Origin of the sequence: Polaromonas sp. YR568 (assembly GCF_900116715.1) — a bacterium.
Taxonomy (GTDB): Bacteria; Pseudomonadota; Gammaproteobacteria; order Burkholderiales; family Burkholderiaceae_C; genus Polaromonas.
Genome location: NZ_FPBM01000002.1, coordinates 621,204 through 640,773, shown reverse-complemented (window position 1 = coordinate 640,773; position 19,570 = coordinate 621,204). Strand labels below are relative to the sequence as shown.

Sequence of the window (19,570 nt, the reverse complement as noted above, 5' to 3'; positions counted from 1 at the left end):
GAGCCCAGTACATGGCCAAGTTTTTTATTGATCGGCCGATCTTTGCCTGGGTGATTGCTTTGTTCATCCTGGTGGTCGGCGGCGTGGCGATCACGCAGCTGCCGGTCGCGCAGTACCCACCGGTGGCGCCGCCCGCCATCGTCGTCAACACGGCTTATCCGGGCGCCTCTGCCCAGACACTCGAAGACAGCGTACTGTCGGTGATCGAGCGCGAAATGAACGGCTCGCCCGGCCTGATCTACATGGAGTCGGTCGCGCAAGCTGACGGCACCGGCAGCATCACGCTGAGCTTTGAACCCGGCACCAATGCCGATCTGGCCCAGGTTGATGTGCAAAACCGGCTGTCTCGCGCCGCACCCCGCCTGCCCGCCGCCGTGACGCAGCAGGGTGTGCGTGTCGACAAGTCGCGCGCCAACTTCCTGCTGTTCATCATGCTGTCGTCCGACAATCCCGCGCACGACCCGGTCGCGCTCGGTGACTACGCTTCGCGCAATGTCGTGCCCGAAATCCAGCGTGTCAAAGGCATCGGCCAGGCCCAGCTCTTCGGCACCGAGCGCGCCATGCGCATCTGGCTGGACCCTGCCAAGCTCACGGGCTACAGCCTGTCGGCGAACGACGTCAACAACGCCATCCGCGCACAAAATGCGCAGGTGTCCGCCGGCAGTATCGGCGACCGCCCGAACGTGGCGGGGCAGGGCATTGCAGCCACTGTGGTAGTCAACGGCCAGCTCGCCAATGTCGAGCAGTTCGGCAACATCGTGCTGCGCGCCAACACCGACGGTTCCTCCGTGCGCCTCAAAGACGTGGCGCGCATTGAGCTGGGTGGGCAGTCTTACGGAACATCGGCGCGCCTGAACGGCAAGCAGGCCATCGGTATCGGTGTGCAGCTTGCCCCCAGCGGCAATGCCCTGGCTTCGGCCAAGGCGGTGCGCGACAGGATGACCGAGCTGGAACGCTTCTTCCCCCAGGGCATGAAGTGGAATATTCCGTACGACAGCTCGCGCTTCGTCAAGATTTCGATCTCCCAGGTGGCCGAGACGCTGTTTGAAGCAGTGGCGCTGGTGTTCCTGGTGATGTTCCTGTTCCTGCAGAACTGGCGCTACACCATCATCCCGACCATCGTGGTGCCTATCGCGCTGCTGGGCACGTTTGCCACGCTGCTCGCGCTGGGTTTTTCGATCAACGTGCTGACCATGTTCGGCATGGTGCTGGTGATCGGTATCGTGGTGGACGATGCGATTGTGGTCGTCGAAAACGTCGAGCGCATCATGACCGAGGAAGGCCTGCCGCCGCTGGAGGCCACACGCAAGGCCATGCAGCAGATCTCGGGCGCCATCATCGGCGTGACGGTGGTGCTGATCTCCGTGTTCGTGCCGCTGGCGTTTTTTGCGGGCTCCACCGGCAATATCTACCGCCAGTTTTCCGCCGTGATGGTTTCGTCCATCGCGTTCTCGGCCTTCATGGCGCTATCGCTCACGCCGGCGTTGTGCGCGACGCTGCTCAAGCCGGTTGAGGCGGGGCACCATCATGAGAAGAAGGGCTTCTTCGGCTGGTTCAACCGCGGGTTCTCGCGCACGGCCAAGAGTTATGAAAGCATGGTTGCCCGCATCCTCAAACGTGCGGCACGCTATCTCATCATCTACGCGGCCATCATCGGCGCCGTGGCGGTGGTATACCTGCGCCTGCCGACATCCTTCCTGCCCAACGAAGACCAGGGTAACCTGATCGTGAACGTGCAACTGCCGCCGGGCGCGACCTACGAGCGCACGCTGGCCGTGATGCAGGATGTCGAAGGTTTCATACTCAAGCAGCCTGAAGTCGAAAGCATGGTCGGCGTGCTCGGTTTCAGCTTCTCGGGCCAGGGCCAAAATGCTGCGTTGGCATTCGTGACGCTCAAGGACTGGCATGAACGCGAGGGCGAAGAGCATTCAGCCAGCGCTCTTGCGGGGCGTGCTTTCGGTGCGCTTATGGGCATTCGCGATGCGTTCATCTTCCCGCTCAGCCCACCACCGATTCCCGAACTGGGCACCGCTTCAGGCTTCAGCTTCCGGCTGCAAGACCGCTCCGGTGCGGGCCATCAGGCGCTCGTCAATGCGCGCAACCAGCTGCTGGGCATGGCGTCCAAGAGCAAGGTGATTACGCAGGTACGGCCCGACGGCCTGGAAGACGCGCCGCAGCTGCAGATCGACATCGACCGTGACAAGGCCAACGCGCTGGGCGTGCCGTTTGACTCGATCAACTCCATCCTGTCGACCGCGCTGGGCTCCAGCTATGTGAACGACTTCCCCAACCAGGGGCGGTTGCAGCGCGTGGTGGTGCAGGCCGATGCGCCAGCACGCATGCAGCCCGACGACCTGCTCAAGCTCAACGCCAGCAACAGCCGCGGCCAGCCCGTGCCGCTCTCGGCATTCGCAACGACGCGATGGATCACCGGCGCGATGCAGACCGTGCGCTACAACGGCTACCCCGCGATGCGCATTGGCGGCAGCGCCGCACCGGGCTACAGCACCGGCGCCGCCATGGCCGAGATGGAAAAGCTCGCCGCGCAACTGCCGCAAGGCTTCGGCTTTGAGTGGACAGGCCAGTCCCGCGAAGAAAAACTCGCCGGCGCTCAGGCCACCTTGCTGTACGGCTTCGCCATCCTGGCGGTGTTCCTGTGCCTGGCCGCGTTGTATGAAAGCTGGAGCATCCCGCTGGCGGTGATTCTGGTTGTGCCGCTGGGCGTGATCGGCGTGCTGCTGGCCACCTTGTTCCGCGGCTACGCGAATGACGTGTACTTCCAGGTGGGGCTGATCACCATCATCGGCCTCTCAGCGAAGAACGCGATTCTGATCATCGAGTTCGCCAAAGACCTGCAGGCGCAGGGCAAGGGCGTGATCGAGTCGGCGCTGGCTGCGGCCCACCTGCGGTTCCGCCCCATCGTCATGACTTCGCTGGCCTTCGGCCTGGGCGTGCTGCCCCTGGTGCTGGCCTCTGGCGCCGGTTCTGCGAGCCAGCGTGCCATCGGCACCGGCGTGATCGGCGGCATGATCACCGGCACGGCTCTCGCGGTGATTTTTGTCCCGGTGTTCTTTGTGGTGGTCCGCGGCCTCTTCAAGGGCAGCGAGCGCCAGAACAGGATGTATTCCGAACATGCCAAAGCGGCGGGCATCACCGGAGAAGAAGGAAATGAAGGCAAGGCCCATGACTAAAACAAGGCTCCCACAACTTCTGACGCTGGGCGCGGCAGCGATGCTGGCCGGCTGCTCGATGATCCCGAAGTACGAACGTCCGGCGGCGCCTGTGGCTGCCGACTGGCCCGTTACGTCCACCTGGGTGGCTGGGTCGGCCCAGGCGCCGGCCGCCACCGCACCGGCAGCGGCTTCGGCGCCTGCCGCAGCCGACATCGAATGGCAGGCTTTCTTCAGCGACCCCAAGCTGCGCCTGCTGATCGACGCCGCCTTGCGCAACAACCGTGACCTGCGTATCGCGGTGCTCAATATCGAGCAGGCGCGCGCGCAGTTCCAGATCCGCCGTGCCGACCAGTTCCCGACGATCAATGCCGGCATCACTGGTTCCCGCCAGCCGAACTCCAACGGCAATGGCAGCATCACCAGCGCCTACACCGGCGGCCTGTTGATGACCTCGTATGAGCTCGACTTTTTCGGCCGGGTCTCCAGCCTGAAAGAGGCGGCGCTGGCGCAGTACCTGGCGACGGAAGAAGGGCGCAAGACCACGCAGATCAGCCTGATCGCCGCCGTGGCCAACACCTACCTCAGCCTGCTGGCTGATGAAGAGCTGCTGGCCATCACGCAGCAAACCCTGGTCACGCGCGAAGAGTCTTTCAAGCTGAGCAAGCTGCGCTTTGACAACGGCGTGTCGTCCGAGCTGGACTTCCGCCAGGCCGAGTCGCTGACCGAAGCTGCCCGTGCTTCCCTGGCCCAGCAAGTGCGCCAGCGTGCACTGGACCAGAACGCGCTGACCCTGCTGTTGGGCCAGCCGCTCACGGGTGACCTGGCTGTCGCCTTGCCGGCCGGCAAGGGCCTGGCCGATGCGCCCATGATGGTTGATGTGCCGGCAGGCCTGCCGTCTGATTTGCTGACCCGCCGCCCTGACATCCGCCAGGCCGAGCAGCAGCTGTTGTCGGCCAATGCGGACATCGGAGCTGCGCGCGCAGCGTTCTTCCCGCGCATCTCGCTGACGGCATCCGCCGGCAGCGCCAGCTCGCACCTGTCAGGCCTCTTCAAGAGCGGCTCATATGGCTGGACGCTGGCGCCGCAACTGATCCTGCCGATCTTTGACGCCGGCCGCAACCGCGCAGGGCTGGATTCCGCCAACGCCGGGCGCGACATCGCCGTGGCGCAGTACGAAAAAACCATCCAGACGGCGTTCCGCGAAGTGTCCGACGCACTGGCAGGCCGCGCCACCTTGGGCGAGCAGTTGCGCGCCCAGCAGGCCCAGGCCAATGCCGAAGCCACGCGCTTCAAGCTGGCCGACTTGCGTTACCAGAACGGCGTTGCCAGCTACCTGGACCAGCTCGATGCGCAGCGCTCGCTGTTCGCCGCGCGCCAGGCCGTGGTGCAAACCCGCCTGGCCCAGCTGCAAAGCCAGGTCACGCTGTATAAGACACTGGGCGGCGGCTGGAAAGAGCCGCCTGAAGAAGGCTTGACGCTCAAGGCTGATACCCAGCTCAGCCGCTGAGCGGGTGTATGACCAGTCCCTTCTGCATCCGGCGGTGCAGAAGGTGCCCAGAGGCGTAAACTCCTCCGCTACTAAATTAATAGCTGCCTGCGCCCATGTCGATTGGGCCGGCGGCTATTTTTTTATCCATTCCCCAGCCGGCAAGACGAACGGCCTGCGTCGGGATCGCTCCAGGACCAACTACCGGCTTCCCCAGCCCTTCAGTTGTGAGCAAGTGTTCCTGATGTATCCAGCTGCCATCATCCTCCCTGCGGGCCTCGCGAAGGCACGCTAATTGCTGAAGGGTTACTCCCTACGGGGCCGCGCTGGGCGCGGCGGTATATTCGCTGCCGACTGACAGGCAAACGTGGACTCTCTCATGGAGGCGAAGCGTTCCATCAACCATGGCGGGCCACAAGCCCGCCAATTTTCTATTCGGGAGTGCAACAAGCATGAGCTCAAACTGGACGATGAAGGCGCTGACAGGCGCCATGCTGCTGGCCTCGGCCGGCATGGTTGCCGCGGCCACCGTGCCCGCGGGCGTGAAACTGCATGAAACGCAGGAACTGGTTCGCAACAACGGCTCCGAGCCTGAAACCCTGGACGCCGCGCTGGCGACCGGCGTGCCGGCCAACAACGTCATCCGCGACATGTTTGAAGGCCTGGCCGCCGCCGACCAGAACGGCAAAATCGTCCCCGGAGTAGCCGAAAGCTGGAAGCAGATGGACCCGCTGACCTGGGTCTTCAAGCTGCGCAAGAACGCCAAGTGGTCCAACGGCGACGCAGTCACCGCCGAAGACTTCATCTACAGCATGCGCCGTTTCGTCGACCCGGCGACCGCCTCGAAATACGCCTCCACCTACGGCGTCTTCCTGCTCAATGCCAAAGAGATCATTGAAGGCAAGAAACCCGTCACCGAACTCGGCGTGAAGGCCGTGGACGCTTACACCCTCGAAATCAAGACGCCTTTCCCGGTCGGCTTCCTGCCCGAAGTTGTTTCCAATCCGCAGCTGGCTCCCCTGCACAAAGCCACCATTGAAAAATTCGGCAAGGACTGGACCCGCCCCGCCAACATGGTGAACAACGGCGCCTTCTCCCTGAAAGACTGGCAGGTCAACAGCAAGATCATCCTGGTCAAGAACCCGGCCTACTGGGACGCGAAGAACGTCCAGCTCACCAAGCTGACCTACCTCTCGGTTGAAGACGGCAATGCCGACGTCAAGCTCTATGAATCCGGCGAGAACGACTGGGTCTACCAGTTGCCGCCCGGCACCTTCGACAAGTACAAGGCACAGTACCCGAAGGAAATCCGCAACACCGACATGCTGGGCTTGCGCTACTACTCGCTCAATAGTGCGGACCCGGCGCTCAAAGACATCCGTGTTCGCAAGGCGCTGTCGATGGCGCTGGACCGCGACATCCTCGCGCAGCGCGTGACGGCCGATGGCCAGACACCTGCTTACGGTGTGATCGTCAAAGGCACCTCGGGCGCCGACGTTACGTCTTACGACTGGGCCAAGTGGCCCGCCGACAAGCGAATCGCCGAAGCCAAAAAGCTGCTGAAGGAAGCCAATCTGCCAGCCGGCACCAAGCTCAAGTTCTCCTACAACACCAGCGACTATCACAAGAAAATGGCCATCTTCGCGGCCTCCGAGTGGAAGACCAAGCTGGGCCTGGACGTTGAGCTCGAAGCGATGGAGTTCAAGGTGCTGATCAAGAAGCGCACCGACAAGGACTACCAGATCGCCCGCAACGGCTGGATCGCCGATTACAACGACGCCACCACCTGGCTGACTTTGGTGCAGTGCGATTCAGACCAGAACTACCACAACAGCTGCAACCGCAAAGCCTCCGCGCTGATCGACGAAGGCAACCAGTCGATGGACCCGGCCAAGCGCAAGACACTGCTGACGCAGGCCGCAAAGATGATCATGGAAGACTATCCCATCATCCCGCTGCTGCAATACACCGTGCCTCGCCTGGTCAAGCCTTACGTGGGCGGTTATTCGACGACCAACGCGCTGGACCGCTACCGCGGCAAGGACCTGTACATCATCAAGCATTGATGTCCGCCCGGGCAGGCGCCGTTGCGTGCCTGCCTGCGGCCTTCTCTTCTTTTTCACCGCATTCCGACATTTTTCTGATGCCATGCCGGCCGTTCAGGGCTAAGCTGTATCCGGCCCATGCGTTTATGCGCTCACACTGACATAGCCCGGAGATATCCCTCATGTGGTCCTACACCTTCAGGCGCATCCTGGCGACGCTTCCGACCTTGCTGGCCGTCGTCACCGTCTGCTACCTCCTGCTGCACGGCACGCCGGGCGGCCCGTTTGACGATGAACGCAAGGTGTCTGCCGCGGTGCTGGCCAACCTGCAGGCCAAGTACCACCTCGATTTGCCGCTGTGGCAGCAGTACCTGTATTACCTTAACAGCCTGCTGCACGGCGACCTGGGCGCTTCCTTCCGTTATGCCGACTGGTCGGTCAATGAGCTGGTAGCCAAGGCGCTGCCGGTGTCTGCCGCCATAGGCGGGGGTGCGATTGTTATCTCATTGTTTGCCGGCGTGTTCCTCGGCACCGTGGCCGCCTTGCGCCAGAACAGCGTGGTCGACTATCTGGTGATGCTGCTCGGCAATGCCGGGCATGTGTTTCCGTCGTTTGTGATCGGCCCGGTGCTGATTCTTGTCTTCGCCGTCTGGCTCAAAGTGGCGCCGGCAGGCGGCTGGGATGATTTTTCGCCGCGCTTCATGGTCCTGCCCATGCTGCTGCTGATTTTTATCAACGTGGCCACCATAGGCCGCGTCATGCGCGGCAGCCTGATTGAGGTGCTGCACAGCAACTTCATCCGCACCGCGCGCGCCAAGGGCCTGCCCATGCGCACCGTCATCCTGCGCCATGCCTTCAAGCCCGCGCTGCTGCCGGTGGTGTCTGTCATGGGCCCGCTGGCGATTTCATCCATCACCTCGGCGATCGTGACCGAGTCGGTGTTCTCGCTGCCGGGTATCGGCAAGCTGATCGTCAACGGCGCTGCCAACCGCGACTACACCCTGGTGCTGGGCCTCGTTGTGCTGGTGACCGTGATCGCCGTGACGCTGAACCTGCTGGTCGATCTGGCCTACGCCTTGCTTGACCCCAAGATCCGGTATTGAAGCGCCAGCCCCATGCTGTTCAGGAACAAAGACAAACAAGACCGCCTGGCTGCGGTGCTGGGCCAGGCGCTGCATGCGGCGCCGGCCGACATTGCGGGCCGCAGCCCCTGGGCCGATGCGCGCGGGCGCTTTTTGCGCAACAAGGCGGCAGTGTTCAGCCTGGGCCTGCTGGCTTTCATCACGCTGTGCTGCATCGCCGGGCCCTGGCTGCTGCCTCACGCCTTCGATGCCGCCGATTGGGACGCCATGAGTTTGCCGCCCACACTCAAGAACGCGCATTTTTTCGGTACTGACGAATCAGGCCGCGACCTGCTGGTGCGCAGCCTGGTCGGCGGGCGTGTGTCGCTGCTGGTGGGTTTTCTGGCCACGCTGTCGGCCGTCACGCTGGGTATCGTCTGGGGTGCGACGGCGGGTTTCCTTGGCGGCCGGGTGGACGCCTTCATGATGCGCGTCGTCGACATGATGTATGCCGTGCCTTACCTCTTGATCGCCATCCTGATGGTGACCATTCTCGGGCGTGCCTTTTACCTGGTGGTGATCACCATCACGGTGTTCTCCTGGATGGACATGGCGCGTGTGGTGCGCGGTCAGACGCTTTCGCTGCGATCCAAGGAATTCATTGAAGCGGCGCGGGCCCTGGGCGTGCCGACGCGGCGCATCATCTTCCAGCACATCGTTCCCAATCTTCTGGGCATTGTGGTGATCTACACCACGGTCACCGTGCCGGCCGTGATTCTGGTGGAGTCGGTGCTGTCTTTTCTGGGCCTGGGCATCCAGGAGCCGATGACGAGCTGGGGCGTGCTGATTCATGACGGCGCCTCGGTCATGGAGGTTTCGTCGTGGATGCTGCTCTTTCCGGCCGGCCTGCTGTCGCTGACGCTCTACTGTTTTAACTACATCGGGGATGGCCTGCGCGATGCGCTGGACCCCAAAGAACGCTGATCGCATGAAGGCACAAGTTTCATCATGAGCCTGATTGAAGTCAAAAACCTCGGCGTCCAGTTTCAAACCCAGGACGGGCTGGTCTATGCCGTCAACGGGATCAACTTCGCGCTTGAGCGCGGCCAGACTCTGGGCATCGTTGGCGAAAGCGGCTCCGGAAAAAGCCAGAGCGTGCTCGCCATGATGGGCCTGCTCGCAGCCAATGGCAAAGCCACCGGACAGGCCTTGTACAAAGGGCAAGACCTGCTGGCCATGAAGCCGTCAGAGCTCAACAAGATACGCGGCAACCGCGTGGCCATGATTTTCCAGGACCCGATGACCTCGCTAAACCCTTACCTCACCGTAGAGCGGCAGATGACCGAGGTGCTGCAGTTCCACAAGGGCATGGACCGCAAGGCGGCGCGCGCCAGGTCGGTGCAACTGCTCGACGCCGTGAAGATTCCCGATGCTGCGGGCCGTATCACCCTGTACCCGCATGAGTTCTCGGGCGGCATGCGCCAGCGCGTGATGATCGCCATGGCCTTGCTGTGCGAGCCCGAGGTGCTGATTGCCGATGAGCCCACCACCGCGCTGGACGTGACGGTACAGGCGCAGATCATTGCATTGCTGCGAGACCTGCAGCGCGACTTCGGCACCGCCATCGTCATGATCACCCACGACCTGGGTGTGGTGGCAGGGCTGTGCGATGAAGTCATGGTGCTCTACGGCGGCCGTGTGATGGAGCAGGGCAGTGCCGACAGTATTTTTTACGGCGCCTCTCACCCCTATACCGTGGGCCTGCTGGGCGCCATACCGCGCCTGGACGCGGACGACGAGGCGCTGGTCGCCATCCCCGGCGCGCCGCCCAATATGGCGCGGCTCCCTGAAGGCTGCCCGTTCAGCGAGCGCTGCACGCTGGCCAGCGCACAGTGCCGGGACGTGATGCCCGCCTTGCTGCCAGCTGCGCACAACCCGGCGGTGCTGAGAGCTTGCCATCAGTCAACAGAAGCCGTGGCCGAACTCGCGGCGAAGGGGGCTGTCCATGCTTGAGGTCACCCAGCCCATTTTGTCGGTGCGTGACCTGAAGGTGCATTTCAGGATCAAGACCGGTGCCTGGCCCTGGTCGGCGGTCAGAACCCTGAAGGCTGTCGACGGCATTTCGTTCGACATCCATGCGGGCGAAACGCTGGGTGTGGTGGGCGAGTCCGGTTGCGGCAAATCGACCCTGGCGCGTGCCGTGCTGAACCTGATCCCCGCCACTGACGGCAGCATTGTCTGGATGGGGCAGGAGATGACGTCCGCTTCCTCTCAGGCCTGGCAGGGCGCCCGGGCAGACATCCAGATGATCTTCCAGGACCCGCTGGCCTCGCTGGACCCGCGCATGACCATTGCGCAAATCATTGCCGAGCCTTTGCGCACGCACCGCCCGGGCATGGGCGAAGCCGAGGTGATGCAGCGAGTCAAGACCATGATGGGCCGCGTCGGCCTGATGCCGCAGCAGATCAACCGCTACCCGCATGAGTTCTCCGGCGGCCAGTGCCAGCGCATCGGCATTGCGCGGGCGCTGATCCTGGAGCCCAAGCTCATCATTTGCGACGAGCCGGTGTCGGCGCTCGATGTCTCCATCCAGGCGCAGATCATCAACCTGCTCAAGGCCCTGCAAAAATCCATGGGCCTGGCGCTGATCTTTATCGCGCACGACCTGGCCGTCGTCAAACACATCAGCGACCGCATTCTGGTGATGTACCTCGGGCATGAAATGGAAGTGGCAAAAAAGAAAGCGCTGTATGCGGCGCCGCGCCACCCCTACACGCAGGCGCTGCTCTCGGCCATCCCGATTCCAGACCCGGTGCTGGAGCGCAAGAAGGTGATCCAGCTGTTGCAAGGCGATTTGCCGTCACCCTTGTCTCCACCCTCAGGGTGCGTGTTCCGCACGCGCTGCCCGGTGGCAGTCGCGCGCTGTGCCGAAGAGGTGCCTGAGCTTCGCCGACTCGACGAGCAGACGGAAGCCGCCTGCCTGTTGGCCTAGAAGCCTTCTAGCGGAAGGCGCAGAGGTAAACCACGAAGACGGCGACCAGCCACAGCGTCTCCACCACCATCAGGACCATAGGCCGCCAGCCGAGTTTGACCAGCGCTTCAAGCGAGGTCTTGATGCCCAGCGCCGAAATGGCGATCACAAGACATGCGCGCGACATCTGGCTCAGCGCGTCGTTAAGCCGCGGCGTCACCACGCCCAGGCTGTTGGCCAGCACCAGCGCCATAAAACCCAGCAGAAAAAAGGGCAGCAGCGGCGCCCGCTTTACGGCATCGCCGTGGCCGCTGCTGCTGTTGCGCCGCCAGTACCAGGCCAGCGCGGCCACTACCGGCACCAGCAGTGTCACGCGAAAGAGTTTGACGATCACCGCGATGTCGCCGGTTTCGTGCGACATCATCAGGCCCGCGCCCACGACCTGCGCCACGTCGTGGATGGTGCCGCCCAGGAAGATGCCGGCGCCGGTGTCGTCCAGCCGCCAACCTTTTGCCAGCAGCGGAAACACCACCATCGCCAATGTCGAGAGGCCGGTGACGCCGACAACGGTGAGCAGCGTGTAGCGCTCGTTCTCCTCGCTTTTGGGCATGACTGCCGCCACGGCCAGCGCTGCGGAGGCACCGCAAATGGAAACGGCCGCGCCGCAAAGCAGGCCGAAATCGGCCTTCAAGCCAAAGCGCCGCGCCAGCCACGCGCCCAGGGCAATCGTGCTGGCAATACCCAGCACAGCGGTGGCCAGCGGCCCGACGCCCAACTGCCCGATCTGCGAGAGCGTGATGCGCGCGCCCAGCAGGGCCACGCCTATGCGCAGCAGGGTTTTGGCGCAGAACTCGATGCCGGGCCGGCAGCGTTCGTCCTGGTGGAGAAAGTGAAAGGCCAGGCCGAACAGCAGGGCATACAGCAGCTGCGGGCCGCCGTAGTGCTCGGACACAAAGGTGGCGGCCAGCATGATGAGCAGCGGCAACGCCACGCCGGGCCAGAGGCTGCGGGAATGGAGAAGCCAGGGACGCGCAGAGCCGGGCATGGTCGTGCAAACCTCGTGGGGAAAGGCCAAGAAAGAAAGGTGAAGGGAGAAAGGCGAAGGCAGGGGCTCAAGGGCCCCGGTGGTCAGGCTTCCAGCGCGGCGAAGCCCTGCTGCAGATCGTTCAGCAGGTCGGCCGGGTCTTCGAGCCCGATGTGCAGGCGGATGATCTGGCCGCGGCCGGACCAGTCGGTCACACTGCGGGCATTGCTGAGATTGGCCAGCGTGACCAGGCTTTCGTAGCCACCCCACGACGCACCCAGGCCGAACAAGCGCAGGCCGTCGATCAGTCTTTCGGCGGCGGCCTGGTCGAAAGTGCGTTGCAACTCGAAGGACAGCAGGCCGTTGGTGCCCGTGCAGTCGCGCTGCCAGATGGCATGGCCCGGATGCTCCGGCAGGGCCGGGCAGAACACGGTCGCCACCTCACTGCGCGCCTGCAGCCAGGCCGCGACTTTCAGGGCATGGCTTTCGTGCAAGGCCAGACGCGCGGCCATGCTGCGTGCGCCGCGCAGCACCAGGTAAGCGTCGTCGGGGCTCACCGTCATGCCGAAAGCGTCGCAGCGTTCGTTCAGCGCCTGCCAGGCATCCCGCGTGGTGGCCACGGTGCCCATCATCACGTCGGAGTGACCCGACAGGTATTTGGTGGCGGCCATCACCGACACGTCGGCGCCCAGCGCCAGCGGCCGGTACTGGGAGCCTGAGCCCCAGGTGTTGTCGGCCACCAGCAGCGCGCCCCGTGCATGGGCGATGGCAGCCAGGCGTGGCAGGTCGCACATTTCATACACCAGCGAGCCCGGGCATTCGGTGTAGATCATGCGCGTGCCGGCCTCGATTTTTTCTTCCACGTCGCTGCCATCGGCTGCAAAAAAAGTGCAGCGGATGTTGTAGGGCGTGAGAAAGGCATCCACCAGCTTGCGCGCAGGTTCGTAAACGCTGTCCGACATCAGCACATGGTCGCCGGGCTTGAGGTAGGACAGCAGCGCCATTGCGATGGCCGCCAGGCCGGTGGGGAACAGTCGCGTCCGATAGGCGCCTTCAAGTTCGCTGACCAGGTCTTCCAGCGCGTAGTTGGTCGGGTTGCCGCGCGCCCCATAGGTGAACACACGCTCTTCGCCGCGGCGCAGGCGCATCTCGCGCTGGTGCGCCGTGTCGTCGAACAGCACGGTGCTGGCGCGCACCACCGGCGGGTTGACCGGCCGGCCACCTTCATAGGCCGGGTGCTTGCCTGCGTGCACCAGGCGGGTCAGGGGCGACTGGCTGGACGGTGAGGTGGCCGGTGGTTTTTTTTTGTTCATGTCGGTGGCGCCTTGATGAATAACGGCTCAGTCTAGCTTGGCGCCCGATAGCTTGACGACGCGAGACCAGCGTGCGATGTCTTCCTTGAGCTGTGCGGCAAAGGCCGCCGGCGTATTACCCACCACTTCACTGCCGCCCTCGGTGATCAGCTTGCTGACTTCCGGTGACTTGAGGGAGCGCACGATGCTGGCGTGCAGATAAGCCACGCGATCAGGGGGCGTGCCGGCCGGCGCGAAGAACCCGTACCAGTCTTCAAAGGTGGTGTTGCGGTAGCCGAGCTCTTCCAGCGTCGGGACCTTGGTGAACACGCCGATGCGGCGCGGGCTGGTGACGGCCAGCGCGCGCATCTTGCCTTGCTGGATGAAGCTGGCTACCGAGGCGGTGGAGGTGATGAGCACGTCTACCTGGCCGCCCAGCAAGTCGGTGATGGCTGGCGCCGCGCCTTTGTAGGGCACGTGGGTCATGCCGATGGCGCTGTCTTTTTCCAGCACGACGCCGACGAGATGCGAGAGTGTTCCATTGCCAGGCGTGGCATAGGTGACCCGGCTGCCGGGGGCTTTGGTTTGCGCGGCCAGGTCGGCAAAGTTTTTAAAGGGCGAGCCGCTGGCCACGACCAGGACCAGCGGCGCTGCGTTGATCTGCGTGATGGGCAGGAAGTTCTTCAGCGGATCAAAGCCGGGTGAGGTGTACAGCGTCGGGTTGACCGCCATCAGCGACACCTGGCCCGTCAGCACGGTGTAGCCGTCGGGTTTGGCGTCGGCCACCGCCTTGGCGCCTATGTTGCCGCCGGCGCCGCCGCGGTTGTCGACCACGGCGCTCTGGCCGGTGATGTCGGGCAGGCGGCTGGTCACGAAGCGTGTGGTGGCGTCATTGCCGCCGCCGGCCGGGAAGGGTGAAACAAACTTGATGGCCTGGTTCGGGAAGCCGCCGACCGGAGCCATGGGCTGCGCCGGCGCGGCGCCGTGCACGGCGAGCAGGGCGCTGCAAAGCAGGGCGGCAGTGGATTTCAGCTTGGCAAACATGGCGGGCTCCTGAAAAAAAGAAAGCACAAAGATGAAGAAGGGCGAGGCGGCCCGGCCGGCAGGGCTCAGGCGGGCGTATGTGCGGCTGCGGCCGTGGTATCAGGCAGTTGAAATGCCTTCAGTTCAAGCGCATCGAGTTGCCCGATCAGGTTGACTTCCCAGGCCAGGTATTGGCGGGCCGCTTCCTTGTTGCCGTCATGCCGGTCGTGCACGAAGAACAGGTAGTCGATGCAGTCGCTGTCGGCAGGCGTGTTTTCCGTCGCTTCCACCGGCAGGCCGGCGGCGCGCCAGGCGTCCAGGCCGCCTTCAAGCAGGCTGGCCTTCAGGCCCAACGCCTGAAGGTCGACGGCCGCGCACGCCGCGACGGCCGGCTCGTCGGCAATCAGCACCACCGGACGGTGTTCGCCGCTGAGGGCCTTTGCCAGTTGCGGCCGTATGGACCAGCGTGTGCCCGGGATATGGCTTTGGCGAAACTGCATGCTGGGGCGCAGGTCGATGGCTGCGATGCTGCCGTCGGCCAGCCCGGCCGCCAGTGCTTTTGTGCTGATTCCGGGCAGCGCGGGCAAGGCTGCGGGCGCTGGGGCGGGCAGGGCCAGGCCGCTGGCTAGGCCGTGGTCCAGCACGCTGGCGTCATGGCCCAGCTGGCGCAGCCAGCTGGCCACTGTGAGTGCACGTATGCCGTCCGCATCAAATAGCACCAGCCGCGCCCGGCGCACGCCGATGTACTGGTCGGTCGCCTGGATCAACTGGCCGCCCGGCGTGTGCTGTGCGCCGGGCAGGCTGCCGCGCGTGAATTCCTCGGGGCTGCGGACGTCGCACAAAAAGAGCGTGCGCTGCGTGTCGCCGGCCCAGCCGCGCACCGTCTGCGCATCGACCACGGGTACGTTAAAACGTTTTGCCAAGGCCTGTGCTGCCGCGCGCATGCCAACGGGCTCGCCGGGCTGTGCTGATTCCGCGTAGCGGCGTGTGCCGCCGTGCTCCAGTTTCAGGTCGGCCAGGTACCAGCCCTGGGTGCCGTTCTCGAGCGCCGACACCGGGTTGCTCAGGCCCAGGTTGATCAGTGTTTGTGCGCCTATGATGCTGCGCGTGCGGCCCGCGCAGTTGATCACGATGTGGGTCGTCTCACTGGGCACAAGGTCCCGTATGCGCAGGGCCAGCTCACCGTTGGGGCAACTGATCGCTGTCGGGATGTTCATCTTGCGGAACTCAGAGAACGGTCGCCCGTCCAGCACGACAACATCGTCCTTGCGATCCAGCATGGCCGCCAGCTCGGTCGCGCTGACGCGCGGCGTGTGATAGACCTGCTCGGCCAGCTCGCCGAAGGTTTTGGACGGTACGTTGACGCCGGCAAACAAGGCGTGGCCGGCGGCCTGCCAGCCGGCCGTGCCGCCTCGCAGCACGTGCACACCGGAATAGCCGAGCGCGGTAAGGCGTTGTGCGGCCAGGGGCGCTGCACTGCTGCCGTCGCTGTCATAAACCACCAGCCGCACACTTTGGCGCGGCGCCAGGCGCGGCGCGTCCGGCTCCAGCCGGCTGTAGGGCAGGGTAATGCCGTAGAACAAATGCGACTGGCCGTACTGGCCGTGTTCGCGCACATCAAACAGGGCGATTTCTTCGCCGTCGTGCAGCCAGGTTTTCAGCGTGGCGGCGTCTACAAAACGTGTCATGAATGGAAAGTGATGTTCGAAAGATTCGAGAGGAAGAAACGGGGAGGAAACGGCGAAGAAGCCGGCGGATGCTCAGCGGCGCGTCTGCACGCCGATGCCCATGGTTTCGTACGTGCCTTTTTCCAGGTCGTAGCCGGTGCGTGTGTTCAGCGTTTCAAGTGCGCGGCCATACATGTGCAGGTGGCGTATCACCTGGCCGGCGGGGATCTCCACCGAGTGAATGTCTTCGGGCATCAGCGCGATGCCTGTGCCGGGCTCGACCACGACGGAGCTGACCTCCTTGAGCTGTGCCTTGCCCGGCACCGAGCCGTCATCCTGGCGTTCATACACGCGGTTGATCTCGGTGCCTTCGACGGCGCTGATGCAGGCCCAGGTCGTGTGGTTGTGCGGCACGATGCGTTTGCCTGGACGCATCACGTTGAGGTACAGCGCAAAGCTCTGGTCGGCGTCTTCGGCGATCAGGTAGCGCGCCTGCAGTTCGGGGCTGACGGGCGAGGTGAAATCGGCGTCGCTCCATAGCTCCTTGCGGCCGGCCAGCTGGTTCAGCACCGCCAGTACTTTGGCCAGGGACTGGCGGTTTGCTTCGCCGCTTCCAACAATAAACTTAATGTTTTGAATGGCGGCGCCAACCACCTCACTGCGTTCTGCTGCTGCGTTCATGGGCGTTTTCCTGAGAGAGATTTCGAATTAATGGACTTAATATAGTCAAGCCGTATTGTTCAAACAACTCAGAAATTGAGATAAACGCATTAGCTTTTGTAATATGAAGATGGCGCAGAGGAGCTTCCCCACATGAAAACCCTTGACCTGGAATTGCTGAGGTCCCTGGTCGCCATCGACGAGCAAGACAGCTTCGCCGGTGCGGCGATCCATCTCGGAAAAACGCAGTCGGCGGTGACGCAGCAGATGCAGCGCCTGGAAGACCAGATAGGCCACCCCCTGTTTGAAAAGCAGGGCCGCAACAAACGCCTGACGCCGCATGGGCAAAAGCTGCTCGACTACGCGCGCCACCTGCTGGCCATCAATGACGACGCACTGCGCAGCCTGCAGCAAGGCAACCTGGAAGGTGTGCTGCGCATTGGCGCGCCGCACGATGTGGCCGATACCATGCTGCCCACGCTGCTGGCGCAGGTGGCGCGCGCGTCGCCGCTGCTGCAGCTCGACATCCATGTAGGGCGCAGCCCCTTCCTGATGGAGTCGCTCAAGCGCGGCGAGATCGACATGACGATTTCCAACCGCAACGATCCGGGGCTGGACGGCGTGGTGCTGCGCACTTCACCCACGGTGTGGCTGTGCTCGGCCAGCTATGTGCATGACCGCGCCAAACCGGTGCCGCTGATTCTGGTGGAAGGCCCCAGCGTGTTTCACCGGCTTGCGCGCGAAGCACTCGATGCAGCCGGCATTGCATGGTCGCCCAACTACACGGCGTCGAGCCTGATCGGCATCAAGGCCGCGCTGCGTGCGGGCCTGGGCGTGACCGCGCGCAGCATTGAAACCGCGGGCCCTGACCTGCGTGTGCTCGGAGAAAACGACGGCCTGCCACGATTGCCCGATCTCGATTACTACCTTTTCATTCGCAGGAATGTCATCAACCCGGTGACGCGCAAAGTGTTCGACATGCTCAAAGCCAACCTCGGTTTGATACGCAGTGCGTCGGCTCCACCTTCGCAGAGCGCGTAGTAGAAGCCAAAAATTCAAGCACCAAAAAATGTTTTGAGGTGCACGACGCAAGCCTTCGATGTGACGTTGACTTTCTGATTACTTTGCAAAAAAAGTGCGCGCTAATTTTTTGACGGGCGCACGCTTATGCACAAACAAACATACGGAAAAATGTTGGACGTGAACCACATGAAGGTGCTGTACCCGCGCGGTAACGCTACGGTTTTTTCTATCCAAGGTGTACGCTCGCCGAACGCTGACGATGTCCAAGAGGAGGTGGAATCGTCAGACGTATTCGACCAATACAACAGGAGCATTCATGTCAGTTCGAACATTCCCCATCAAGCGTCGTACCCTGCTTGCAGGTTCCGCTGCGACTCTGGCGCTTGGCGCGGCACCCGCATGGGCTGCTTACCCGGACAAGCCCATCAAGATCATCGTTCCCTGGGCAACAGGCGGCAGCACGGATGCCATTACCCGCGTGCTGGCACAGCGCCTGAGTGAAGGGCTGAAGCAGCCGGTCATCGTCGACAACAGGCCGGGGGGCGCGGGCCACGTGGGGATTGATCAGGCTGCCAAGTCGGCGCCCGATGGCTACACACTGGCGATCGTCGAGTTGTCTCATGTGTATGCACCCGCGGTTGTCGCCAACCTGCCTTACGACATGCTGCGTGACTTCACGCCGATCACGCTGGTGGGCACTTCGCCCATGGTGCTGTTCACCGGCATGGGCCCCGAGAATGCAGACTTCAAGACCTTCCTGAAAACCGCCTCGACGACCAAGGGTGGGCCGCCTGCGATGGCGAACAGCGGCACGGGGTCCATCAGTCACCTGGTGGGTGAGCTCTTTTCCCAGGAAACCAAAATCAAGTTCAACATGATTCCCTACAAGGGCGGCGCACCGGCCATGGTGGACCTGGCTGCAGGACAGGTGGGCTCCTACTTCGCCACGCTGGCGACGGGCTCCAGCCTGATGGCTTCCGGAAAAGTCAAAGCCCTGGCGGTGACGGGCCGCAAGCGTTCTGATGTTCCTATCCTGCGTTCCTTGCCGACGATGACGGAACTCGGCCTGAAGAACATGGATGTGGCCCAGTGGTGGGCGCTGGTGGCCCCGGCGACCACGCCGCTCGAGGTCACCGAGAGGCTTCGCCTGGAACTCCTGACGTCGATGTCGGATTTCAAGGTGGTGGAGCGCATGTCTGCGCTTGGGGTTGAGATGAAGGGCACCTCGCGCGACCAGCTGCGTGGATTCCTGCGGTCGGAGTCGGAGCGTTGGCGCACCCTTGCGCGCAATGTGGGGCTGAAGCCGCAATAAGCTCAGGTCAAATCTGAACTTGTGAATCCTCGGTGTCGATCCTTCAAGCCGGCGCTACAGGTTCAGCCAACGTTTCGCTGCGGCGTTCAGCGCTTCTTGCGGTCCCGTCGCCAGCAGCGTGACGCTGCCGGGTACGCTGCCTTGCCGCAGCTGCCCGGCGGCTTCAAGCAGGCGTCGGGTTTGCCGCGCAACCGGCTCGCCGGTTTCGATCAGGCGTACATCGGGGCCCACCAGCGCCTGCAGTGTGTCCCACGCGAAGGCGTAATGCGTGCAACCCAGCACCAGGGCGTCGACTTGCCCTGGCTGGTTGCCGAAGGGCCCGATCGCTTGCGTGTATTGCCCGCACAGCGCATTGATGCGCGCGACATCGTGGTTCTGTATCGCGTCGGCCAAACCGTCGCAGGGCTGCAGGATGAACTCGGCCTGGCCTTTCAGCGAGTCGTGCAAGGCGCGCAGCTTGCTGCTTTGCACCGTGCCGCGCGTCGCCATCACGCCGATGCGACCTGTCTTGCTTAATGCGACCGCAGGCTTGAGCGCCGGTTCGACGCCGACCAGGGGCAGGTCGGGGTGCTCGGCTCTCACGAGGTGGATTGCTGCCGCGGTCGCAGTGTTGCACGCGATCACCAGCGCCTTGATTGCATACTCATCACGCAATTGCCGCACAACGGCACGGGTGCGCTCGATGACAAAAGCATCGCCCCGCTCGCCGTAGGGCGCAAACCGGCTGTCGGCCAGATAGACAAAAGCCTCGGCGGGCATGTGCGCCCGCAGCGCCTTGAAGACGCTGAGGCCGCCCACGCCGCTGTCGAACACGCCGACTGGCCGGGTCATAT

At 63.5% G+C, this 19,570-nt stretch carries 15 protein-coding genes; 9 read left to right on the top strand and 6 right to left on the bottom strand.

Annotated features, from left to right (window positions below):
• The first annotated feature begins 11 nt into the window (after positions 1-11).
• From BM408_RS07305 to oppF, 7 genes are all read left to right on the top strand, one after another.
• Positions 12-3,191, top strand: a complete 3,180-nt coding sequence (locus BM408_RS07305; RefSeq protein ID WP_092128393.1) for an efflux RND transporter permease subunit — start codon at positions 12-14, stop codon at positions 3,189-3,191.
• Positions 3,184-4,680 (top strand): efflux transporter outer membrane subunit, encoded by a 1,497-nt coding sequence (locus BM408_RS07300; protein WP_092128390.1) that lies wholly within the window; start codon positions 3,184-3,186, stop codon positions 4,678-4,680. Before BM408_RS07305 ends, BM408_RS07300 begins: the two co-directional genes overlap by 8 nt.
• A gap of 431 nt (positions 4,681-5,111) precedes the next feature.
• Positions 5,112-6,725 carry a peptide ABC transporter substrate-binding protein gene (locus BM408_RS07295; protein WP_092128388.1) on the top strand — a complete coding sequence of 538 codons (1,614 nt, stop codon included), beginning with the start codon at positions 5,112-5,114 and terminating at the stop codon, positions 6,723-6,725.
• A gap of 161 nt (positions 6,726-6,886) precedes the next feature.
• Complete coding sequence (gene oppB, locus BM408_RS07290; RefSeq protein WP_092128385.1) at positions 6,887-7,807, top strand: oligopeptide ABC transporter permease OppB; 921 nt, start codon at positions 6,887-6,889, stop codon at positions 7,805-7,807.
• A gap of 12 nt (positions 7,808-7,819) precedes the next feature.
• On the top strand, positions 7,820-8,749 hold the full coding sequence (locus tag BM408_RS07285) for an ABC transporter permease subunit (protein ID WP_254774730.1): 930 nt from the start codon (positions 7,820-7,822) through the stop codon (positions 8,747-8,749).
• 21 nt (positions 8,750-8,770) lie between these two features.
• Positions 8,771-9,778, top strand: coding sequence for an oligopeptide/dipeptide ABC transporter ATP-binding protein (locus BM408_RS07280; RefSeq protein WP_305790673.1), 1,008 nt, complete (start codon positions 8,771-8,773; stop codon positions 9,776-9,778).
• Positions 9,771-10,757 carry a murein tripeptide/oligopeptide ABC transporter ATP binding protein OppF gene (gene oppF / locus BM408_RS07275; RefSeq protein ID WP_092128379.1) on the top strand — a complete coding sequence of 329 codons (987 nt, stop codon included), beginning with the start codon at positions 9,771-9,773 and terminating at the stop codon, positions 10,755-10,757. The genes BM408_RS07280 and oppF overlap by 8 nt, the downstream gene beginning before the upstream one ends.
• Before the next feature lie 7 nt (positions 10,758-10,764).
• Here oppF and BM408_RS07270 read toward each other — a convergent pair whose 3' ends face one another.
• From BM408_RS07270 to BM408_RS07250, 5 genes are all read right to left on the bottom strand, one after another.
• A complete protein-coding gene (locus BM408_RS07270) occupies positions 10,765-11,781 on the bottom strand; it encodes a YeiH family protein (RefSeq protein ID WP_092128376.1) in 1,017 nt (338 codons plus the stop codon).
• Positions 11,782-11,864: 83 nt separating this feature from the next.
• On the bottom strand, positions 11,865-13,073 hold the full coding sequence (gene metC / locus BM408_RS07265; RefSeq protein ID WP_092128373.1) for a cystathionine beta-lyase: 1,209 nt from the start codon (positions 13,071-13,073) through the stop codon (positions 11,865-11,867).
• A gap of 27 nt (positions 13,074-13,100) precedes the next feature.
• Positions 13,101-14,096 (bottom strand): Bug family tripartite tricarboxylate transporter substrate binding protein, encoded by a 996-nt coding sequence (locus BM408_RS07260; protein WP_092128371.1) that lies wholly within the window; start codon positions 14,094-14,096, stop codon positions 13,101-13,103.
• 65 nt (positions 14,097-14,161) lie between these two features.
• Positions 14,162-15,763, bottom strand: a complete 1,602-nt coding sequence (locus BM408_RS07255) for a rhodanese-like domain-containing protein (RefSeq protein WP_092128368.1) — start codon at positions 15,761-15,763, stop codon at positions 14,162-14,164.
• A gap of 72 nt (positions 15,764-15,835) precedes the next feature.
• Positions 15,836-16,423, bottom strand: coding sequence for a cysteine dioxygenase family protein (locus tag BM408_RS07250; RefSeq protein WP_092128365.1), 588 nt, complete (start codon positions 16,421-16,423; stop codon positions 15,836-15,838).
• A 132-nt stretch (positions 16,424-16,555) separates the two neighbouring features.
• On the opposite strand from BM408_RS07250, the gene BM408_RS07245 reads away from it, so the two are divergent.
• Both BM408_RS07245 and BM408_RS07240 read left to right on the top strand, forming a co-directional pair.
• A complete protein-coding gene (locus BM408_RS07245) occupies positions 16,556-17,443 on the top strand; it encodes a LysR substrate-binding domain-containing protein (RefSeq protein ID WP_092128363.1) in 888 nt (295 codons plus the stop codon).
• Positions 17,444-17,741: 298 nt separating this feature from the next.
• Complete coding sequence (locus BM408_RS07240) at positions 17,742-18,737, top strand: Bug family tripartite tricarboxylate transporter substrate binding protein (RefSeq protein WP_092128360.1); 996 nt, start codon at positions 17,742-17,744, stop codon at positions 18,735-18,737.
• A gap of 54 nt (positions 18,738-18,791) precedes the next feature.
• Here the strand turns inward: BM408_RS07240 and murI are convergent, their stop codons facing one another.
• Positions 18,792-19,568: a glutamate racemase gene (gene murI, locus BM408_RS07235; RefSeq protein WP_092128569.1), complete on the bottom strand. Its 777-nt coding sequence runs from the start codon at positions 19,566-19,568 to the stop codon at positions 18,792-18,794.
• Positions 19,569-19,570 lie beyond the last annotated feature (2 nt).